17 protein-coding genes are annotated in these 21,223 nt (G+C 67.6%); 9 read left to right on the top strand and 8 right to left on the bottom strand.

Annotated features, from left to right (window positions below):
- Nucleotides 1-91 precede the first annotated feature (91 nt).
- Genes OG976_RS11915 through OG976_RS11895 form a run of 5 tightly spaced genes read left to right on the top strand, consistent with a single transcriptional unit; the run spans nucleotide 92 to nucleotide 7,307 of the window.
- Nucleotides 92-796, top strand: coding sequence for a response regulator transcription factor (locus OG976_RS11915; protein ID WP_328363469.1), 705 nt, complete (start codon nucleotides 92-94; stop codon nucleotides 794-796).
- The gene (locus OG976_RS11910; RefSeq protein ID WP_328362260.1) at nucleotides 774-2,273 is read left to right on the top strand and encodes a sensor histidine kinase; all 1,500 of its coding nucleotides are present in this window, start codon (nucleotides 774-776) and stop codon (nucleotides 2,271-2,273) included. The genes OG976_RS11915 and OG976_RS11910 overlap by 23 nt, the downstream gene beginning before the upstream one ends.
- Nucleotides 2,274-2,317: 44 nt before the next feature.
- On the top strand, nucleotides 2,318-4,120 hold the full coding sequence (locus tag OG976_RS11905; RefSeq protein WP_328362257.1) for a glycosyltransferase family 39 protein: 1,803 nt from the start codon (nucleotides 2,318-2,320) through the stop codon (nucleotides 4,118-4,120).
- Nucleotides 4,121-4,164: 44 nt separating this feature from the next.
- Complete coding sequence (locus tag OG976_RS11900; RefSeq protein WP_328362254.1) at nucleotides 4,165-5,409, top strand: glycosyltransferase; 1,245 nt, start codon at nucleotides 4,165-4,167, stop codon at nucleotides 5,407-5,409.
- Nucleotides 5,406-7,307 (top strand): ArnT family glycosyltransferase, encoded by a 1,902-nt coding sequence (locus OG976_RS11895; RefSeq protein WP_328362251.1) that lies wholly within the window; start codon nucleotides 5,406-5,408, stop codon nucleotides 7,305-7,307. The genes OG976_RS11900 and OG976_RS11895 overlap by 4 nt, the downstream gene beginning before the upstream one ends.
- Before the next feature lies 1 nt (nucleotide 7,308).
- Here the strand turns inward: OG976_RS11895 and OG976_RS11890 are convergent, their stop codons facing one another.
- Entirely contained in the window at nucleotides 7,309-8,943 is a 1,635-nt protein-coding gene (locus tag OG976_RS11890) for a SulP family inorganic anion transporter (protein WP_328362249.1), read from the bottom strand.
- Nucleotides 8,944-8,993: 50 nt separating this feature from the next.
- A complete protein-coding gene (locus OG976_RS11885) occupies nucleotides 8,994-10,292 on the bottom strand; it encodes an APC family permease (protein ID WP_328362246.1) in 1,299 nt (432 codons plus the stop codon).
- Between the two features lie 67 nt (nucleotides 10,293-10,359).
- On the opposite strand from OG976_RS11885, the gene OG976_RS11880 reads away from it, so the two are divergent.
- Complete coding sequence (locus tag OG976_RS11880; RefSeq protein ID WP_328362243.1) at nucleotides 10,360-12,237, top strand: alkyl/aryl-sulfatase; 1,878 nt, start codon at nucleotides 10,360-10,362, stop codon at nucleotides 12,235-12,237.
- A gap of 9 nt (nucleotides 12,238-12,246) precedes the next feature.
- Here the strand turns inward: OG976_RS11880 and OG976_RS11875 are convergent, their stop codons facing one another.
- From OG976_RS11875 to OG976_RS11855, 5 genes are read right to left on the bottom strand one after another with little or no spacing between them, the layout of a single operon-like run.
- Complete coding sequence (locus OG976_RS11875) at nucleotides 12,247-13,221, bottom strand: NADPH:quinone oxidoreductase family protein (RefSeq protein WP_328362240.1); 975 nt, start codon at nucleotides 13,219-13,221, stop codon at nucleotides 12,247-12,249.
- Nucleotides 13,221-13,844 (bottom strand): TetR/AcrR family transcriptional regulator, encoded by a 624-nt coding sequence (locus OG976_RS11870; RefSeq protein WP_328362237.1) that lies wholly within the window; start codon nucleotides 13,842-13,844, stop codon nucleotides 13,221-13,223. Before OG976_RS11870 ends, OG976_RS11875 begins: the two co-directional genes overlap by 1 nt.
- Nucleotides 13,841-15,148 (bottom strand): acyl-CoA dehydrogenase family protein, encoded by a 1,308-nt coding sequence (locus OG976_RS11865; RefSeq protein ID WP_328362234.1) that lies wholly within the window; start codon nucleotides 15,146-15,148, stop codon nucleotides 13,841-13,843. Before OG976_RS11865 ends, OG976_RS11870 begins: the two co-directional genes overlap by 4 nt.
- A gap of 11 nt (nucleotides 15,149-15,159) precedes the next feature.
- Complete coding sequence (locus tag OG976_RS11860) at nucleotides 15,160-15,918, bottom strand: SDR family NAD(P)-dependent oxidoreductase (protein ID WP_328362231.1); 759 nt, start codon at nucleotides 15,916-15,918, stop codon at nucleotides 15,160-15,162.
- A 1-nt stretch (nucleotide 15,919) separates the two neighbouring features.
- Nucleotides 15,920-16,963, bottom strand: coding sequence for a phosphotransferase family protein (locus OG976_RS11855; protein ID WP_328362229.1), 1,044 nt, complete (start codon nucleotides 16,961-16,963; stop codon nucleotides 15,920-15,922).
- A gap of 65 nt (nucleotides 16,964-17,028) precedes the next feature.
- Here OG976_RS11855 and OG976_RS11850 point away from each other — a divergent pair, with 65 nt between their 5' ends.
- The gene (locus tag OG976_RS11850; protein WP_328362227.1) at nucleotides 17,029-18,189 is read left to right on the top strand and encodes a CaiB/BaiF CoA transferase family protein; all 1,161 of its coding nucleotides are present in this window, start codon (nucleotides 17,029-17,031) and stop codon (nucleotides 18,187-18,189) included.
- Here OG976_RS11850 and OG976_RS11845 read toward each other — a convergent pair.
- Complete coding sequence (locus tag OG976_RS11845; RefSeq protein WP_328363467.1) at nucleotides 18,175-19,236, bottom strand: zinc-binding metallopeptidase family protein; 1,062 nt, start codon at nucleotides 19,234-19,236, stop codon at nucleotides 18,175-18,177. The two genes, OG976_RS11850 and OG976_RS11845, sit on opposite strands and share 15 nt — an antisense overlap.
- A 74-nt stretch (nucleotides 19,237-19,310) precedes the next feature.
- Here OG976_RS11845 and OG976_RS11840 point away from each other — a divergent pair, with 74 nt between their 5' ends.
- Nucleotides 19,311-20,594: a wax ester/triacylglycerol synthase domain-containing protein gene (locus tag OG976_RS11840; protein WP_328362225.1), complete on the top strand. Its 1,284-nt coding sequence runs from the start codon at nucleotides 19,311-19,313 to the stop codon at nucleotides 20,592-20,594.
- A gap of 14 nt (nucleotides 20,595-20,608) precedes the next feature.
- Nucleotides 20,609-21,214: a histidine phosphatase family protein gene (locus OG976_RS11835; RefSeq protein WP_328362223.1), complete on the top strand. Its 606-nt coding sequence runs from the start codon at nucleotides 20,609-20,611 to the stop codon at nucleotides 21,212-21,214.
- Nucleotides 21,215-21,223: the final 9 nt, after the last annotated feature.

Raw genomic sequence — 21,223 nt, 5'->3', positions numbered from 1 at the left:
TTCACAGCCGACACATAGGAATGGCATAGGGTCAGCTCATGGCACGTCCGATACTGGAGTTATGACCTCCTCTGCGGCCGAACGCGTGGTGATGCGACGGGCCGACGGTAACCCGATCAATGTGCTGGTCGTCGATGACGAAGCAGTGCTCGCCGAGATGGTGTCGATGGCACTTCGCTACGAAGGCTGGAACATCACGACGGCGGCCGACGGGGCCTCGGCGATCTCCGCGGCGCGCGGCACCCGTCCCGACGCCGTGGTGCTCGACATCATGCTTCCCGACATGAGCGGCCTCGACGTGCTCCGCAGGCTGCGTGAGCACAGTCCGCACCTGCCGGTTCTGTTGCTCACCGCCAAGGACGCCGTCGAGGACCGGATCGCCGGGCTGACCGCCGGCGGCGACGACTACGTCACCAAGCCGTTCTCCATCGAGGAGGTCGTGCTGCGGCTGCGCGCTCTGCTGCGGCGTACCGGCGTGACCACCGAGGACAGCGGCGCCCAGATCGTGGTCGGCGACCTCGTGCTCGACGAGGACAGCCACGAGGTGACCCGTGCTGGTTCGCCGATCGCATTGACGTCCACCGAGTTCGAACTGCTGCGTTTCCTCATGCGCAATCCCAAGCGTGTGCTGTCGAAGGCGCAGATCCTCGACCGGGTGTGGAGTTACGACTTCGGCGGCAGGTCCAACATCGTCGAGCTGTACATCTCCTACCTACGTAAGAAGATCGACAACGGCCGCGAACCGATGATCCACACGCTTCGCGGTGCGGGCTATGTCCTCAAACCTGCGTGCTAGCACCTGGTCGCTGAGCGCACGGCTGCTCATTGGTCAGGTGATGCTGCTGGCAGCGGTCTGCCTCGGTATCGGCGCGGTGACCATCGTGGCGCTGTATCAGTACCTCGTCGGTGAGGTCGACGCGCAGTTGCGCGAGACCGCCCACCGGGGGGCCATGATGTACGGCGAGCCGCTGCCGCTGCCACCGCCGGGATCCCCGCTGCGCGAAGAGGTCTATCCCAGGCCGGGCCCCGGGCCGGACTTCCTCGACGCACCCGGACAGCCGATCGGAATGACCGCTGCGGTGGTGCGCGACGGCGTCACCACCGACGCCGGGGTGCTGGCCGTCGGTGGTGTGCGTGCCGCGCTGTCGCCCAAAGCTCGACAGCAGCTTGCCGATGCGATCGGTGAACGGCACTCGGTGACCCGTGACATCGACGGTCTGGGCCGCTACCGGGTGATCGCCGCGCGCAGCAGGATGACCGGCGACACCCTGGTTATCGGGCTGAGCATGCGCAATGTGGACGGCACGCTGTTTCGGGTGGCGTTGATCTTCGGCGTGGTCACCGCGGCAGCGATGATCATCGCGACCACCGTCGGCATACTGATCATCCGGCGTGCGCTGACACCGCTGACCCGGGTGGCGACCGCGGCCGGAGAAGTCGCCAACCTGCCGTTGGATCGTGGCGAAGTCGAACTGCCCGTTCGTGTTCCGGTCCCAGACGCCAACCCGCACACCGAGGTGGGTCGACTCGGCCTGGCGATCAACCGGATGCTCGACCATATCTCCTCCGCGCTGTCCACGCGGCAGGCCAGCGAGAGCCGGGTGCGCCAGTTCGTCGCCGACGCCAGCCATGAGCTGCGAACGCCGCTGGCCGCCATCCGTGGCTATACCGAACTGGCGCAACGTAAACGCGATCAGATGCCGGAAGACGTCGCGCATGCCATGGGACGGGTCGAGTCCGAGGCGGTGCGGATGACGCACCTGGTCGAGGATCTCCTGCTGCTGGCCCGGCTCGATTCCGGTCGCCCACTGGAACGCGAACCCGTTGATCTGGCCCGGCTTTCGGCCGACGTGGTCAGTGATGCCCATGTCGCCGGTCCCGAACACCGCTGGCAACTGGACCTGCCGCCGGATCCGCTGTACGTGGTCGGTGACGACGCCCGTCTGCATCAGGTGGTGGCCAACCTATTGGCCAACGCCCGTACCCACACGCCGCCGGGAACATCGGTGACGCTGTCGCTGGACACCGAACCGGGTGCGGCCGTGCTGCGGGTGGTCGACAACGGCCCGGGTATCCCGGCCGAGCTGCAGTCCGAAGTCTTCGAGCGGTTCGCCCGCGGAGACACCTCGCGCTCCCGCAAGGGCGGTTCGACCGGTCTCGGCCTGGCAATCGCCTCGGCGGTAGTGCGGGCGCACGGCGGCAGTATCGGACTGCAGAGTGTGCCGGGCAGCACGGAATTCACTGTGCGGCTGCCCTGCACAGCAGGGGCTTAGCCGGCACTCAGTTCCGGGACAAGGTTTTTCGGCAGCATGGGGCAGTGACCACCCGCAACCGATTCGACCGTGTCGCGCTGGCTGCTCTGCTCGCAGTGACCGCAGCGCTGTACCTGTGGAACCTGGGCGCCGGCGGCTGGGCGAACGCTTTCTATTCTGCTGCTGCCCAGGCGGGTTCGATGAACTGGACCGCCTGGCTGTTCGGTTCGAGCGATCCCGCCAATGCCATCACCGTCGACAAGACGCCCGCAGCGCTGTGGGTGACCGGCCTGTCTGTGCGGCTGTTCGGTCTCAATTCGTGGGCCATCCTGGTACCGCAGGCGCTGTGTGGCGTCGCGGCCGTCGCGGTGCTCTACGCCGCGGTCCGCAGAGTCGCAGGACCGCGGGCGGGCCTGCTGGCCGGTGCGATCCTGGCCGCGACTCCCGCTGCGGCGCTGATGTTCCGATTCAACAACCCTGATGCGCTGCTGGTACTGAGCCTGGTCATCGCCGCCTACGCCACGCAGCGCGCACTGGACCGTGACGCCGCGGCGTGGTGGTTACCGCTTGCCGGTGTCGCCGTCGGTGTCGGGTTCCTGGCCAAGATGCTGCAGGCCTTCCTGGTCCTCCCCGCGTTGGCGGTGGTCTTCGTGATCGCGGCCGATCTACCCCTGCGCACGAGGGCATGGCGGTTGGTGGCCGCCGCAGTGGCAGTGGTGGTGTCCAGCGGCTGGTACCTGGTACTGGTCACGGTGTGGCCCGCGGCGGCGCGGCCGTACATCGGCGGTTCCCAGCACAACTCGGTCATCGAATTGGCCTTGGGGTACAACGGTCTCGGCCGGCTCACTGGCAACGAGACCGGTGGCTTGGGAAATCTGAACCACGACGTGGGCTGGGCGCGCCTCTTCGGTGCCGAGATGGGTCCCCACATCGCCTGGCTGTTGCCGGCCGCCGTGGTGGCACTGGTTGCCGGTCTGTGGATTACCAGACGCGGGCCGAGAACGGATCGCACCCGCGCCGTGCTGCTGATGTGGGGTGGCTGGCTGGTTGTCACGGCGGTGGTGTTCAGCTTCGCCAACGGCATCCTGCACCCCTACTACACGGTCGCGCTTGCTCCGGCCATCGCGGCGGCGGTGTCGATCGGCACCAGACTCTTGTGGGACCAGCGGACCGACATCCGGGCGGCCGTTGTGCTGGCGGGTATTTCGGGTATCACGGTTTCCCTCAGTTATGTTCTGCTGCAGAACTATTCGAACTGGCTGCCCTGGCTGCGGATGAGCATCCTGACCGGCGGCATCGCGGCGACGGTTCTGCTAGTCGTCGTCGCACGCCTGCCGCGGGCGGTCGAACGATCCGTTGCGATCCTGGCGCTCGTCGCGGCCCTGGCCGGACCGGCCGCGGTGTCGGTGGCGACGGCCGCATCTGCGCGCAGTGGGGCCATCCCATCTGTCGGGCCCTCCGACGGCCGGGCCGGTGGAATGCCGGGGTTGTTCGGCGCCCCTGAGCCCGGTCCGGATCTTGTCGCGGCGTTGCGTTCCGATGCCGGCCAATACACCTGGGCCGCAGCCGTTGTCGGATCGAGTAACGCCGCCGGGTACCAGCTCGGGGCCGGTGTTCCGGTGATGGCCGTCGGTGGATTCAACGGCACCGACCCGGCGCCGACGCTGCAGCAGTTCCAGGACTACGTCCGAGCCAACCGCATCCACTGGTTCATCGACCGTTCCATGCCTGCCCCGTTCCTCGGCGCCCGGTCGGGCAGTGACGCCGCCGAGCGCATCCGGGATTGGGTGAGCGAGAGCTACGCCTCCCGAAATATCGACGGCGTCAACGTTTACGACCTCTCGCAATCACTCACAGCAGGGTCATAGCCCGGTCCAACGTCCAGCCCAATCCGTTCCTCGATGATCGAGTCATGACCATCACCGACCTTCCCGAGATGCGCCGGCGCAACGCGGCACTGATCGCCGCGGACAGTGGCGCCCCAGTGCTTGATGTCGTCGTCCCGGTGTACAACGAGCAGGCTGTCTTGGCTGACTCGATCCACCGGCTGTACCGCTATCTGGGCGACGATCTCCCGTTCACGTTCCGGATCACCATCGCCGACAACGCGAGTACCGACGACACCTGGCGCATCGCCACCGGGCTGGCCGCCGAACTGCCGCAGGTGCGGTGTGTGCGTCTGGAGCAGAAAGGCCGCGGCCGGGCGTTGCACGCGGTGTGGTCGTCGTCGGACGCCCCCGTGCTGGCCTATATGGACGTCGACCTGTCCACCGATCTGGCCGCCGTGGCACCGTTGGTCGCGCCGCTGGTATCCGGACATTCCGACCTTGCGATCGGTACCCGGCTGAGCCGTGGCTCCAGGGTCGTGCGTGGCGCCAAGCGGGAGATCATCTCGCGCTGCTACAACTTCATCCTGCGCTCGACTCTGTCGGCGAAGTTCTCCGATGCCCAGTGCGGCTTCAAAGCGATCCGCGCCGACGTCGCGGCCGAACTTCTGCCACATGTCGAAGACACCGGCTGGTTCTTCGACACCGAACTGCTGGTGCTCGCCGAACGCAGTGGGTTCCGCATTCACGAAGTGCCCGTCGACTGGATCGACGACCCCGATAGCCGTGTCGACATCGTCGCCACCGCTGTCGCCGACCTGAGGGGAATCGCTCGCTTGGTCAAAGCATTCGGCACCGGGGAGATCCCGGTGCATGCGATCGCCGCGCAGTTCGGCAACTGCGCGGGTGCGCGACGCTCGCTGCTGAACCAGAGTGTGCGCTTCGCGGCGATCGGGATCCTGTCCACGCTGGCGTATCTGGCATTGTTCGTCGCACTGCGTCCGATCGGTGCGCAGGGAGCCAACCTCGTCGCGCTGCTGGCAACCGCGGTGGCGAACACCGCCGCCAACCGGCGCTTCACCTTCGGGGTACGGGGCCGCGGCGGCGTCGGTCGCCACCAGTTCGAGGGTCTCCTGGTGTTCGGCATCGGCTTGGCGTTGACCAGCGGCGCGCTGGCCGTGCTGCAGAGTCTGAGTGAACCCCCGCGGACGCTGGAGCTGGTGGTTCTGGTCGCGGCCAACCTGGTCGCCACTGTGGTTCGATTTGTTCTGCTGCGCGGCTGGGTGTTTCACCCGCGCCGCAACGGCGGGGCGAAGGGAGACATCCGATGACCATCCTCGAGGATGTGACCGTGTTGCCGGATGCCGAGCCGACGTCGCCCGTGCGGCCACGGTGGGTGCGCCCCGCATTGTGGTCGCTACTGGGTGTGACCGCCGTGCTGTATCTGTGGGGACTGAGCGCCGCCGGCTGGGCCAACGAGTACTACGCCGCCGCGGTTCAGGCCGGCACGCAGAGTTGGAAAGCACTGCTGTTCGGCTCGATCGACGCGGGCAATGCGATCACCGTCGACAAACCGCCCGCGGCGCTGTGGGTGATGGCGCTGTCCGGCCGGATCTTCGGGTTCGGCACGTGGGCGATGCTGATGCCCCAGGCGCTGATGGGTGTGGGGTCAGTGGCACTGGTCTATGCCGCGGTACGCCGGGTCGGCGGCTACGGGGCAGGGCTGCTCGCCGGTGCGGTGCTGGCGCTGACGCCGGTGGCCGCGTTGATGTTTCGGTACAACAACCCCGACGCGCTGCTGGTGCTGCTGCTGGTGGCCGCCGGGTACTGCATCATCCGCTGCCTCGACGGCAACCCGGTCAGGTGGGTCGCCCTGGCGGGTACCGCCGTCGGCTTCGCATTCCTGGCCAAGCTGCTGCAGGCACTGCTGATCACACCCGCGCTGGCCCTGGTGGTGCTCGTCGCGCTGCCCGGCAGTGTGTGGCATCGATTGCGGGTTCTTCTCGTCGGTCTGGTCGCCATGATCGTGTCGGCCGGCTGGTATCTGGCGCTGGTGAGCCTGTGGCCGGCGGACTCTCGCCCCTACATCGGCGGGTCGACCGACAACAGCCTGCTGCAGCTGGCGCTGGGATACAACGGTCTGGGCCGGGTGTTCGGCGGCGACGGCAATCCCGGCGGCTCGGGTGGCGGTCCGGCTGAGGGCCCCGGCCCGATGGGTGGTTCGGCGATGTTCGGCGGCTCCACCGGGATCGGCCGGATGTTCGGCGAATCCATGGGGACCGAGATCTCCTGGTTGCTGCCCGCCGCACTCATCGGTCTTGCGGCCGGGCTGTGGTTCACCCGACGCGCACCGCGCACCGACCACACCCGCGCGGCGCTGCTGCTGTGGGGTGGGTGGCTGGTGGTCACCGCGCTGGTGTTCAGTTTCATGAAGGGGATCATGCATCCCTACTACACGGTGGCACTTGCTCCCGCGGTGGCCGCAGTGCTCGGCATCAGCGTCCGAGAGTTGTGGCGCGGCAGGCAATTCGCCGTCCCCCGCTGCACTCTGGCCGCGATGATCGCGGCGACTGGGATATGGAACGTCATCCTGCTCGACCGCACGCCGGACTGGCTGCCCTGGTTGCGCTGGGTGATCCTGGTGGGCGCCATTGCCGTGGCGGCGGTACTCGCCGCGGGCGGGCACCGGCTCGGCCGGTGGACCGTCGTCCTCGCGGCGGCCGGGTTGATCGTCGGCCTCGCCGGCACCTCCGCCTACACCGCGGCGACCGTGCTGAACAGCCACGGCGGTGGCATCCCTATCTCGGGCCCGAGTCGCGCAGGCGCGACCTTCGGACCGGGCGGACCCGGCGGCCCGAGCCGTGACGGCGTTGCACCCTCGGATAACACCGAACTGAAGTCTCTGCTTAAGGAGTCGGGAAGGCGTTGGGCTGCAGCCACTGTGGGCTCGCACACCGCTGGGAGCCTCGAACTGAGCACCGGCGCCTCGGTGATGTCCATCGGTGGGTTCAGCGGCGGGGACAACTCACCCACGCTCGAGCAGTTCCAGTCCTACGTCAGTACCGGACAGGTCCAGTACTTCATCGTCGGCAATTCGCCGGACGGCCATGGCGGGCCCGGCGGACCGGGCAGTGGATCGGGCACCGGTGCCGCGATCACGCAGTGGGTGCAACAGCACTTCACCGCCCAAGACATCGGCGGCACCGAGGTCTACGACCTCACGGCCTGATTCAGGGCCGCAGGGCGGCGACCGCGGCCCGGTTGGTGTCGAACACCTGATGCCCCCGCAGCAGGTGCATGCGGTCCAGATTGGCGGCCAGTTCGGGGCGCACCCGCGAGTAGGCGAAGGTGATCGAGCGGCCCTGCAGCCACTGCAGCTCTTTGGCCAGCGCTTCTGCGCCGGTGACGTCGACGTCGGTCACGCCCTCCATGTCGAGGATGAACGCCTTCACCGGATGGGGTGCGCCCTTGACTGCGCGACGGATCTCGGCACTCAGCGTCTGGGCGTTACCGAAGAAGATCGGCGCAGCGAACCGCATCGCGACCACTCCCGGCACCGTCTCGTGGATGTCGCCATGGCCGACGGTCAGTGACACATGCGGATCCTCGGACCCCTCGAGCACGTCGACCGCGGGGCGAGCGGCCTTGCGTAGCAGGTTGATCAGGGAAAGCGCGAAAGCCAGCACGATGCCGGCCAGCGGTCCGATGAGCAGCACACCGAGGAAACATGTTGCGCCGATGAGGAATTCGAACCGCGACAGCTCCCACAGGTGGCGGAACTCGCGGATTCCGATCAGCTTGGCCACCGAGACGCCGACGATGGCGCCGATCGCGGGCGACGGGATATCGGCGAGCAGTCCGGCGCCGAACAGCAACAGTGCCAACGCGCCGGCGGCCATCACCAGCAGCGGAAGTTGCGTGCGGGATCCGGCCTGATCCATCGCCGCAGCCCGCGACGTCGAGGATCCGACGGTGAAGCCCGAGGACAGGCCGGAGGCGACGTTGGCCGCACCGAAGGCCAGCAGGTCCCGATCCGGTGAGGTGCGGTAGCCGTACTTGTCGGCGTAGGAGCGGGCTAGCAGCAGTCCTTCACCGACGGTCACGGTGGTGATCGCGAGGGCGGGCAGCATCACCGAGACCCACTGCGACCACGTCAGGTGCGGAACCGCCAGCACGGGTGGGCCCGACGGCACCGAGCCCAGCACCGACACGCCCTTGGCGGGCAGATGCAGCAGCGTCGAGGCGACGGTGGCGAGCACCAGCACGATCAGCGCCCAGGGCACCGCGGGCCACCGCCGCCGAGCCGGCACGAGCACCGCGACGGCGGCGATCCCCAGCGCCAGCGACCACCCGTGCACGGTGCCGATTTTGGTGACGAGTTGCACCAGCCGCTCGAAGAACTCCGCCCCGCTGGGCACCTTGATCCCCATGATCTTGGCGATCTGGCTGAGCAGGATGTCAGTGGCCAGCCCCCCGACGAATCCGATGAGGATCGGCTTGGACAAGAAGTCCGCCAGGAACCCCAGCCGGAACACCGCGCAGGCTCCGAACAGCAGCCCGCCGACGATCGCCTGAGCGGCCGCCATGGCCGCGTACTGCCCGCTGCCTGCGGGCGCCAGACCCGTCAGCGCCGAACCCACCAGGGCGGCTGCCGCGGCGTCGGGAGCGGCGACCAGATGGCGCGAGGATGCCAGCAGGGCGAAGGCCACCGACGGCAGCACCAGCGCGTAGAGCCCGGCGGTCGGGGGCAACCCGGCGATCTGGGCGTACCCGATGTTGAGCGGTAACGCGATGGCCAGCAGCGTGACACCGGCCAGAACCTCGGTTCCGACGTTGCCTCTGGTGAGACCGGGCAGCACGTTCATCGGCGCAATCATGAGCTACCGGGGAAGCCGACGGGAGGCAAACGGCCGACCTAAGCGGGGCTCGGTTCCACTCGAAGCCGTCGGCCGGTGCGCCGTCGGTACACGTATTCGAAGGCGAAGCTGACCACCAGCACCCCCAAAAGCGTGATCCACGTGCTGGCCGGTCCGGTGTGCACCGTATAGGCGAGCAGAAGGACGAACAACGCCAGATTGAGTAGCACGGCGGTGACGAGCAAGGCCGGTTTGGCGCCGGTCTGCCGCCACACCCGCAGATGTCCGAGGCTGACCGTGCCGTACACGATCAGGAACGCCAGGCTGGCCATCTGCCCGACGGCGGCCAGCGGGAAGAACAACACGAACAGGGCGGTCAACCCCGCGGCGGTGAACAATCCGGCGGTGCCGCCGTGCCACACCCCGCGAGCGAAACTGCTCGGCATCTCACCGGTCTTTGCCACCAGGAACGCGAGGTTGGCATCACCGAACATGGTGGCGTTCACACCGGACGCAGTGGCCAACAGTGCGGCAAGTCCGATGACGATGAAACCGGCTCGGCCGAGCACCTCGCGCGCCGCCTCGGACAGGACGTGTCCCTGGCTGGCATCCATCGCGGGCAATGTCATCGTCATCACCACCAGCGAGCTCACCACCACGTAGACCGCAACCACGATGGCCAGCGAGGTGAACATCGCACGCGGCAGTTCACGAGCCGGGTCGCGCATGTCGCCCGCGGAGTTGGTGACCACGCCGAAGCCCTCGTAGGTGACGTAGAGCAGGCCCGCGGCGAACAGCACCCCGATGAACGAGTGGTCGGTGTTGTGGGTGAAACGGGCCGGATCGGCCTTCGTGGCGGCAACGGCGGCGAACACGACGAGAATGACGAGTTCGACGCTGACGACCACGATTTCGGAACGAGCGACGAGCTTGTTGCCCACCAGGTTCACCGCGACGACGGCGGCGATGAGCCCGATGCCGACTGCCTTGCCCGCCCAGTCCGGCGTGTGCCAGGGCAACAGCGCCAGCAGGTAGCCGGCGAATCCCGATGCGTACAGCGCCATCGCGATGATCCAGCCGAGGAATTGGAAGACGTTGAGCCCACCCGCGACGATGCCGTCGCCGAAACAGCGGATCAAAAACTGTGCGGCGCCACCGCGGCTGGGGAAGACCGCGCCGAGTTTGGCGTAGGAGTAGACGCTGAAGACCGACACCACTCCGCCGATCAGGAAGGCGACCGGCAGCCAGACTCCCGCCGTGGTGGAGGCCAGGCCGAGCAGTGTGTACAGGCCGGCGCCCATCATGCCGCCGACACCGATCGCCGTTGCCCCAGCGACGCTGATCGATGCTTTGGCCATCGTGCATGTCTACTCGCCGCTGGTCTATTCGAGCATCCGGCCCCCGTCTTCTGGAAGGATTTGCCACATGGAGCACAAACCGTCGGCCACCGCCATCGAGACCGCCCACGCCGAACACCTGCAGTCACTCCCCTTCGAGGACACCAGGGACTTCGCCAACGCCGACCGCGGGTTCCTCGGGGCGCTGGAGCCATGCGTGGTCACCGCTGCCGACGGCCGGGTGGTGTGGGACAACGACGTCTACGACTTCCTCGGCGGCGACGCGCCCGCGACGGTGCATCCGAGCTTGTGGCGGCAGTCGATCCTGGCGGCGAAGCAGGGCCTCTACGAGGTGGTCGAGGGCATCTATCAGGTCCGTGGTCTGGACCTGTCGAACATCAGCTTCATCGAGGGTGACACCGGCGTCATCGTCATCGACCCGTTGATCTCGACCGAGACCGCCGCGGCCGCGCTGGAGCTGTACCGCGCCCACCGCGGCGAGCGCCCCGTGGTGGCCGTTATCTATACCCACAGCCACGTCGACCACTTCGGCGGCGTGCTGGGTGTGACCACCCAGGCCGACGTCGACGCCGGCAAGGTCGCGGTGATCGCCCCGGAGGGCTTCGTCGAGCACGCCGTGCAGGAAAACGTCTACGCCGGCACCGCGATGGCGCGCCGCGCCTCCTACATGTACGGCACCCTGCTGCAGCGTGGCCCGCAGGGCCAGGTCGGCTGCGGGCTCGGTCAGCAGACGTCCACCGGTGAGGTCGCCATCATCGTGCCCACCATCGACGTCAGCGTTACCGGTGAGACGCACACCATCGACGGTGTCGAGATCGAATTCCAGATGGCGCCCGGCACCGAAGCGCCTGCCGAGATGCACTTTTACTTCCCGCAATTCCGTGCGCTGTGCATGGCCGAGAACGCCACCCACAACCTGCACAACCTGCTGACGCTGCGCGGCGCACTGGTCCGCGATCCGCACGCCTGGTCGGGGTATCTCACCGAGGCCATCGACAGCTTCGCCGGCCGCACCGACGTCGTCTTCGCCTCCCACCACTGGCCCACGTGGGGCCACGACGACATCGTGGAATTCCTTTCCCTGCAACGTGATCTGTATGCCTACCTGCACGACCAGACGCTGCGCCAGCTCAACCAGGGCTACACCGGCATCGAGATCGCCGAGACCTTCGAGATGCCGCCCGCGCTGCACAAGGCCTGGCACGCGCACGGCTACTACGGTTCGGTCAGCCATAACGTCAAGGCGGTCTACCAGCGCTACATGGGCTGGTTCGACGGCAACCCGGGCCGACTGTGGGCGCATCCGCCGGAGGCGATCGGCCCGCGCTACGTCGAGGCGATGGGTGGCATCGACCGTGTCGTCGAGATCGCCCGATCCGCGTTCGATTCCGGCGATTATCGCTGGGCTGCAACGCTTCTCGATCACGCGATCTTCACCGACGAGAACCACGCCGGTGCGCGCGAACTGTACGCCGACACCCTCGAGCAACTGGGCTACGGCGCCGAGTGCGCGACGTGGCGCAACTTCTTCCTGTCCGGGGCGACCGAACTGCGGGACGGCAACTTCGGCACACCGGTCGGCGCCAACTCGAAGGCGATGATGGCGCAGCTGACGCCGGAGCAGATCTTCGACACCCTGGCCATCAATGTGAACGGGCCCCGCGCCTGGGATCTCGATGTCGCCATCGACATCTCGTTCACCGACCTCGCGACCAACTACCGCCTAGCACTGCGAAACGGTGTGCTGGTCTACCGCAAGTGTGACGCCGACCCGTCGACCGCCGACACCACCGTCACGCTGGCCACCAGGATGCGGCTACTGGCCGCCGCCGCAGGCGATTTCACCTCGCCGGGGCTGGAGATCAGCGGTGATCCTCAGGCTCTGCAGGCGCTGCTCGGTGTTCTCGACCGGCCCGACCCGGGGTTCAACATCATCACGCCCTAGCGCGGCGGATCACGCGACGTCGATGACGACCTTGCCCACCGCTTTGCGGTCGGCGACGTAGCGCAACGCCGCCGCGGCCTGGTCCAGCGGGAAGCGCGCCCCGATGTAGGGACGCAGCTTGCCGTCGGCGAACAACGACGCGAGTTCGGCATCGTCGCGCCCGACCTGGTCGGGATAGTCCTGCGCGAAGGTCCGGATCTCCATGCCCAGCACGGTGATGCCCTTGAGCATCACCAGGTTCAGCGGGATCGCGGGGATCTCGCCGGCGGCGTAGCCGAGCGTGACGAACCGGCCGCCGCGGCCAAGGCCGCGCAGGGCGGGCTCGGAGTACTTACCGCCCACCGGATCGAGCACCACCTGCGCGCCGGCCGCACCGGTGATCTCCTTGAGCCGCGTCTTGAGGTCCTCGCGTTCGTAGTCGATGCACGCCTGCGCACCGCGCTGCCTGCACACGTCGAGCTTCTCCGGACCGGAGGCGACGGCGATCACCTTGGCGCCCATGAGAACTGCGATGTCGACGGCCGCCAACCCCACCCCGCCGGCTGCGCCCAGGACGACGACCCAGTCGCCGGGTTTCACCGGCGCCACGGTGCGAAGGGTGTAGTAGGCGGTGCGGTTGGTGACGCCGAACGCCGCCGCGTCGGCGTAGTCGACCCCGTCGGGGATGGGCGTCAGCCCGCGTGCGTCGAGCACCGCCTGTTCGGCGAAGGCGCCGACGAACGTGGTCGCCGACACCCGGTCGCCGGGTGTGAAGTCCACGCCCTCACCAACAGCCAGCACGTCACCGGCCATCTCGCTGCCCGGGCTGAACGGGGGCGGAACCTTGATCTGATACTTACCGGCGATCAGCAACACGTCGGGATAGTTCACCGCCGCGGCGCGAACCCGCACCACCACCTGGCCGGGACCCGGTGTGGGATCGGGCTGTTCGACGAGGACCAGATCCTCCGGGGTGCCGTACTCCCGGCAGACGACGGCGCGCATCAGCGTTCTCCTTCGGTCACGCCCAGCCCGGTGAGGCAGAAGCGTACGAGGTGGTCGATATCGGCGCGACCCGGCTGGCCGCTGGCCTCCACATACCGGCGCATCGTACCGATCGTGCAGTTGAACACGGCATCGGCATCACGCCCGGGGTCGCGGCGGCCGAGTTGGCTGATCGGCTCGAGCAGCAGTGCGCGCAGGGTGCCCAGGATCTCCTCCTGGGCGAGCCTGCCCGTGTCAGAACCGGGGAACTGGATGACCAGCGCGCGGCTCATCGCCGTCAGATCGGGGTCCACCACCTGGGCAAGCGCACCCCGAATCCAGCGCGCCACCTTGTCCTGTGGGCGTTTCTCCTTGGCCATCTGATGCTCCAGATAGGAGACCACCAGTGCCACACCGCGTTCCATGGCCGCCAGCATCAGGTCGTCCTTGCCCGCGAAGTAGCGGTAGAACGCCTTGTTCGACACCCCCGCCTCGGTGACGATGTCGCTGACGCGGGGCGCCTCGGGAGACACCCGCTGCATCACCCGCACCGCCGCGGCCAGGATGCGTTCCACCTCTTCGGTGGCCTCCCGCTGACGGTCGTCGAGGGCGCGCCCGACAGCGGCTGCGGCGCGACTGGTCACGACGAAACAGGCAGCGCCGGAATGTGATCGACCAGATGGCCGTACTTCGCGCGCGCCCGCTCGATGCGGTTGCTCAGGAACTCGCTGGGCCACACGGGATCCTCGGCCTCGTATCCCTTGAGCACCATCCGGGCCAGGTTCACCTTGTGGGCCTCGGTGGGGCCGTCGGCCAGGCCGAGGGCCAGGCCGCCGAACAGCACGCTCGTCAGCGGCATCTGGTCGGTCAGGCCGAGACCGCCGTGGACCTGGATCGCGCGCAGCCCGATCGATTTGAGTACGGCCGCGGTCTGGATCTTGCACGCGGCGATCGCTTCCCGCGCGGCGTGCTCGCCCTGGCTGTCGACCAGCCACGCCGCGTAGAGGACCAGCAGCCGGAACTGGGTCAACTCGACGTAGGAGTCGGCGACGAACTCCTGGATCAGCTGCTTATCGGCGAGCAGACTGCCTTGGGTGAAGCGGCTTTTCGCCCGCCGGGCCATCATGTCGATCGCCCGCTGCGCCACCCCGATGGAGCGCATCGCGTGGTGCAGCCGCCCACCGGCCAGGCGGGACTGCGCGACGCCGAACCCGTGCCCTTCCTCGCCGAGCATCGCCGAGGCGGGAACCCGGACGTTGTCGTATCGCACCAGCGAGTGCCCGGGATCGTGCTTGTGCGAGCCGACCAGGTGATGAGTCGCCTCGATGGTGACACCGGGAGTGTCCTTGGGGACCAGGAAGGTCGACGCGCCGGTGTGCACCGGGACGTCCGGGTTGGTGATGGCCACGACGATGAAGAAGGACGCCACGGACGCGTTGGACGACCAGTACTTGAGACCGTTGATCACCCAGTCGTCCCCGTCGCGCACCGCGCGGGTGGTGAAGACCCGCGGGTCCGAACCACCCTGCGGCTCGGTCATCGAGAAGGTGGAGAAGATCTCCCCGGACAACAACCCCGCGAGATAGGTGTCCTTCTGTTCCTGGGTGCCGAAGCGGGCGATGATCTCGGCATTTCCGGTGTCGGGCGCCTGGGTGCCGAAGACGATCGACGACCACGTCGCCCGGCCGAGGATCTCGTTGATCAGGGTCAGTTTGACCGCACCGAACCCCTGGCCGCCGAGGTCGGGGCCCAGGTGTGGCGCCCACAGCCCCTGGTCGCGAACCTTCTGCTTGAGCGGATCGACGATCCTGCGGCGCTCGTCGTTCAGCGGCAGGAACTCGCAGCTGGGGAAGACCACCTCGAGCGGCTCGACCTCCTCGCGGACGAACTCGCGAATCCAGGCGAGCTTCTCTTCGAACTCGGGCTCGACGGAGAAGTCGAAGGCCATGTCAGTCTCCTTTAGGGAATGCCGCCGTCGGCGCGCAGGATCGAGCCGGTGGTGAAGCTGGATGCGTCGGACATCAAAAACAATGCGGCGCCGATGATTTCGTCCGGCTTCCCGGCACGCTGCAGGGCATGTCGGCTGAACGGGTTGTCCACGCCGAAATCCCACGCCTTGCTGATGTCGGTGAGGAAGGGTCCGGGCATGAGCGTGTTGACCCGCACCGTGGGCCCGAAAGCCTGGGCCAGCCCTTCGGTCATCGCGTTCAGCCCGGCCTTGGACGCCGCGTAGGGAATGAACGACGGATGCGGGCGCAGCGATCCGTGTGTGCTGACGTTGATGATCGCCCCGCCACCCTCGGCGACCATCCGCTCACCGACGAGCGCCGAGAGCCGGAAGGGCCCCTTCAGGTTGAGGTTCATCACCGCGTCGAACAGCTTCTCGCTGACGTCGGACAGCTTGTCGTAGGTCGGCGACATGCCGGCGTTGTTGACCAGGACGTCGACCTTGCCGAACCGGTCGTAGACGGCGTCGACCAAACCGTCGAGCTGATCCCAGCGGCCCACGTGAACGCCGTACGGCATTGCGGTGCGGCCGGTTTGGGCCTCGATCTCCTCGGCGGTCTGAACACAGGTGTCGTACTTGCGGCTCGCGATGACCACGTCGGCCCCGCAGCGTGCCGCGGCGAACGCCATCTCCCGGCCCAATCCCCGGCTGCCGCCGGTGATCAGCACGACGCGGTCGGTCAGGTCGAAAAGATTTTCGGCATAACCCATTTCAGATGTCCTCTCCGGACTGGGCCAGTCTGGCCGCCGTCGTGATCAGGTCGGGCACCATCGTCGCGAACGCCTCGACGACCTTCGGGTCCGCCTTACCGCCGTTGACTGCTGAGGCGTAGGTCTTCTCCAGAACGATGCCAAGCTTCCAGTTCGCCAGCACCAGGTAGTAGTGGATGTTCTCGGTGGACAGTCCGCTGACCTTCTCGTAATGGGAGAGCAACTCGCTGCGGGTGGGCATACCGTCCATCGGCAGGTAGAAGCCCTGCTCCTTGGGCATCTCCCCGTCGTAGCCCAGCAGCGCCCAGGCTACGTCGAGCAGGGGATCCCCGATCGTCGTCATCTCCCAGTCCACGATCGCCGCCAGCCGGGCCGGCGCGCCGTGGGCGTACATGACGTTGGCGAACTGGTAGTCGCCGTGCATGATGCCCGGCGTGAAATGGGCGGGCCGGTTGGCGCGCAACCACTCTGCGGCCACGTCCAGTCCGGGTAGTTCGCGGACCTGGTAGGCCGACAGGAACGCCAGCCAGCGGTCCACCTGGCGATCGTGGAAACCCTCGGGCTTACCGAAGCCCGCGAGGCCCTGCGCTTTCCAGTCCAGCCTGCCCAGCTTGGCGGCCCCTTCGATGAGCTGGAGCGCCAGGCCGCGGCGCGCGTCGAGATCGGTGTCGAACGGCGTCTCCCACCCGCCGTCCATCGGGCTCCACCCGTCGATCTCCTTCATCAGGTAGAACGGCTTTCCCAGCACCGCGCCGCTCTCGTCGGAGGCCACGAGTTCGGCATGCGGGACGTCGGTGCCTTTGAGCGCGCGTTCCAGCCGAATCTCCCGCAGCAGTTCGCCCAGCCGCCGCTCGTCGGCGCGTGGTCCGGGCATCCGCAAGACCATGCCCTGGCCGCCGCGGCTGACCCGGTAGAGCAGGTTCTGCGACCCGCCTTTGAGGATCTCGACGATCGGCTCCTCGCCGTCACCCGGCGCGTCCTGGGTGTCCAGCCAACGACCCAGCGCGCCGCTGTCGAGGTCCTCGGAACTCTCGGTTCTCGTCATGGAACTCCTTGATCTCCATTTGGAGAATAGCATTCTCTGGTCGCTGCGCCAGTAGTGTTCCGGGAATGCCAGGACCGTTGGACGGGATCACAGTCGTCGAGCTCGGAGTGTGGGTGGCCGGCCCGGCCGCCGGGGGCATCCTCGCGGATTGGGGCGCCGACGTCGTCAAGATCGAACCGCCCGCAGGCGACCCCGCCCGGATGTTCGGACGGATGCTCGGCATCGAGGACGGCAGCAGCCCGCCGTTCGAGATGGACAACCGCTCCAAGCGCAGCATCGTGCTGGACCTGACCACCGAGGAGCACCGGGCCGTCGCCCACGAGTTGATCTCCCGCGCAGACGTTTTCATCACCAATGTCCGACCGGACGCGCTGCTTCGCCTCGGTCTGGACTATCCGGCGCTTGCGCAGCGCAACCCGGAACTGGTCTACGGGTTGATCACCGGCTACGGAGAGACCGGTCCCGACGCCAACCGGCCCGCCTACGACATCGCCGCGTTCTGGGCCCGCGGCGGGGTGGCCGGATTGCTGACCAGACCCGGCGACACCCCGCCCTTCCAGCGCGGCGGCATGGGCGATCACCTGACCGGCATGACGCTGGCCGCCGCGGTCAATGCCGCGCTGGTGGCCCGCTCGCGATCGGGATCGGGCCAACTGGTCACGACCTCGCTCTACCGCCAGGGCACCTACACCGTCAGCTTCGACCTCAACACGTTCCTGTTGAGCGGGTCGCCGATCTCGATCGGCCAGCGTGAGTCGATGGGCAACCCCTGCATGAACAACTACGTGGCCGCCGATGGGCGGCGGTTCTGGCTCGTCGGTTTGGAGGCCGACCGGCACTGGCCGCCGCTGTGCCGCGCGGTGAACCGGCCGCAATGGTTGGAAGACAGCAGATTCGGCACCGCGCGTGGCCGTGCGAAGAACGCACGCGACCTCATCGTCGCTCTCGACGACATTTTCGCCACCAAGACCCTCGACGAGTGGGCGGAGATCTTCGAGGCCGAACCGGAGCTGTTCTGGTCGCCGGTGAACTCGATGGAGGACATCCTCGGCGACGAACAGTTCTATGCCGGCGGCGGACTCGTCGACGTGCCTGACGGCGACTCGTCGGTCCCGATGATCGCCACCCCGGTCGACTTCCACGGCACCCCCTGGGCGCCGCGGTCGGTGGCACCGCTCCTTGGTGAGCACACCGAGGAGATCCTGGCCGAACTACGCAGTAGCTGACTGCTGTACGACGGCGTGCACGAAGCCCAGCTTGGTGGCCACCGGCGCGCTGATTTCGAACGGGTACAAGGGGTTCTTGCCCATCGCGGTGTTCACCCGGTTGAAGAACAGTGAGATCCACTTCCAGTCGAACAGCAGCTGGTCGATCGACGCGTCGGCGTAGGACTCCAGCGGGACGATGTCACGCGGCCAGGCGAAGCGGACCCGGTCCTTGTGCAGCACCAGGCCCCCCTCGCGGGCGGTGTCGATGGTGTCGGTGATGTGCAGATAGTGGGCGAAGCACTCGGCGAAGTCCTCCCACGGGTGCATGGTCGCGTATTCGGAGATGAACGAGTCGGTCCAGTCCGCCGGCGCCCCGAACTCGTAGTGCCGTGCGATGGCCTCGGAGTAGCTGGCGCGCTCGTCGCCGAACAGTTCGCGGCAGCGGGCCAGATGGTGCGCTGCGCCGGGCCCGGTCTCGACGAGAATGTTCTGGTAGTAGTGCCCGACCTCGTGGCGGAAGTGGCCGAGCATGGTGCGATACGGTTCGCCGAGCCGCACCCGCAGCGACTCCCGGTATGCGTCAAGGGATTCCACCAGGTCGATGGTGATCACACCGTCGGCATGCCCGATCATGATGCGCTCACCGGTGCTGTAGCTGGACAGCAGATCGAACGCCAGGCCGCCATCTCGGCTCCACCACGGCTCGATCGGCAGGCGCAGATCGTCGAGTTGGTAGACCAGCCTGCGCAGCGCCACCGTGGTGGGCACCAGCTTCTCCAGGGCGATCGTGTCGTCGGATTCGGGTTCGCGGCGGATCAACGAATCGGCGAGGCAGCGGCCCCGTTGCCCGGCGGGCACGCTGTCGGGCACCAGCCAGTTGCACCCGAGCGGCTCGGCCTGCGTGCAGCGCACCCATGCGGCCCCCTCGATGAGCGCGGCGCCGTCGGACAGGGCGACCATCGTCCGGCTCGGCAGATGCAGACCCACGGCGGTGCCGCACGACGGGCAGCGATCACGCTCGAACAGAACAAAGTTGTGGCACACCGGGCAGGCGAAGGCGCGCATAGACCTCATCGTTGCACGTCCGCCGGGCTGCAAGACCGCAGTGCAGACGACCAGTCAGCCGTACTGTGTGCCACATGCCGCCCGACGATCCCGACCGTCTCTCCGAGGATGACGGCCGCATCCTCAATCTGGAGTCGACGTCGATCACCGGGCACACCCTCAAACTGATGATCCTCGAACCCGGCGCCGGGCCACTCGATCTCGAGACATTGCAGGCCGCCGTGGCCGAGCGACTCGACTCCCAGCCGCGCGCGACCCACCGGGTGGACACCTCAGGTGCGGACCCGCGCTGGGTACCGGCGGAGGATTTCGACATCGGTGCGCACATCCGGCGCCGGACCGACCCGCAGTGTGTCTCCAGGGCCGACCTGTGGCGGATCGTCGGCGGGCTGATGTCCGAGCATCTCGACCGCACCAAGCCGCTGTGGACGTTCGACGTGATCGGCCCGCTGTCCGACGGCCGGGAGGCGATCGCCGCGCGCATCCATCACGCGATGGCCGACGGGATCGCCGGGGTCCACTTCCTCGATTCCCTGCTCTTCGACCCCCGCGCCGAAGCCGGCGCCGCGGCGAGTCAGCCCGGTCTGCGCGAGGCGCCCAAGCCCTCCCGGCTGGCCGAAGCGCGTCGACTTCCCGGCGCGGTGCTCCGCGAGCTGGGTCATCCCGGCGGGCATTCGCCGTTCGACCGGCCGATCACCGTCGCCCGCGAACTAGCCTTCGTCGTCGCCCCGCTGGCGCAGTTCAAGGCCATCGGCGCCGCACGGCCCGACCCCGCGACGGTCAACGACGTCCTGCTCGCCACCATCGCCGGTGGGCTGCGCAGGTGGGTCGGCACGTCCGCGGCGCACCAGCTTCGCGCACAGGTGCCGGTGAGCCTGCACCATCGCGACGAGTCGGCAGCCGTCGCGGGCAACCAGGATTCGTTTCTCAACATCGATCTACCGATCCACGAACCCGATCCGCTGATCCGCCTGGACCGCATCAGCGCCGAGACCCGCCGCCGCAAGCGCCTCGACGACGCCGACGAGATGTACGACCTGTTCCACGCGCTGGGGCGGGTCGGCCACCTCGGCTCGGCCGCGCAACGTCTGGCCGGCAGCGCGCGCGAATTCAGCCTGTCGATATCGAACGTTCCCGGACCACGCGAGCCGGTGAGTGTGTCCGGACGGCGGGTGCAGAATCTGTTTTCCTCGTCCGAGCCGGCCGCCCACCACGCGCTGCGCATCACGGCGATCTCCTGTGCCGGTGAGATGGGTATCGGCTTGTGCACCGATCCCAACGCGCTGCCCGACATCACCCGTCTCGCCGATGCGATCGAGGCATCGTATGCTGAATTGCTCTCCGCCACAGACACTTAAGGACCACCTCACCCATGCAGCTGCTGTTCGTCAGGCACGCTTTGCCGTTTCGGACCGAGGCCGGTGAGGGTTCTGATCCCGAACTGTCGCAGGAGGGCTGGCAGCAAGCCGATCGACTGCCTGACGCGCTGGCCCGTTTCCCGCTGACCCGGCTGGTCAGCAGTCCGCAGCGTCGCGCGATGCAGACCGCCGAGCCGGTGGCGCAGAGCCGGGGTCTGAGCGTCGATATCGACGATCGGCTTGCCGAGTACGACCGCGGCCTGTCGCACTACGTGCCCATCGAGCAGGTGCGTGCCGAACGTCCCGAGGAGTGGGCCCGGATGGCCGCGGGTCATCTGCCGAGCAGCGTCGACGAGGACGAGTTCATCGGACGGGTGATGGCTGCGGTGTCCGATCTGGTCGCCGGCTGCGACCACGACGACACGGTGGCGGTGTTCAGCCACGGCGGGGTGATCAACGTGGTGCTGCACGAACTGCTCGGCACGGCTCGGCTGCTGTCGTTCCCGATCGACTACGTGTCGGTGACCAGGGTGTTGTTCGCGCGCACCGGTCAGGCCACCGTGGCGTCGGTCAACGGCACCGAACACGTCTGGGATCTTCTGCCCCGCAACAGGCGCTGAGGCACATCG

The organism is Mycobacterium sp. NBC_00419, assembly GCF_036023875.1.
Lineage (GTDB): Bacteria > Actinomycetota > Actinomycetes > Mycobacteriales > Mycobacteriaceae > Mycobacterium.
The sequence above is the reverse complement of the archived record's forward strand: the minus strand, read 5'-3'. Positions and strand labels throughout refer to the sequence as shown.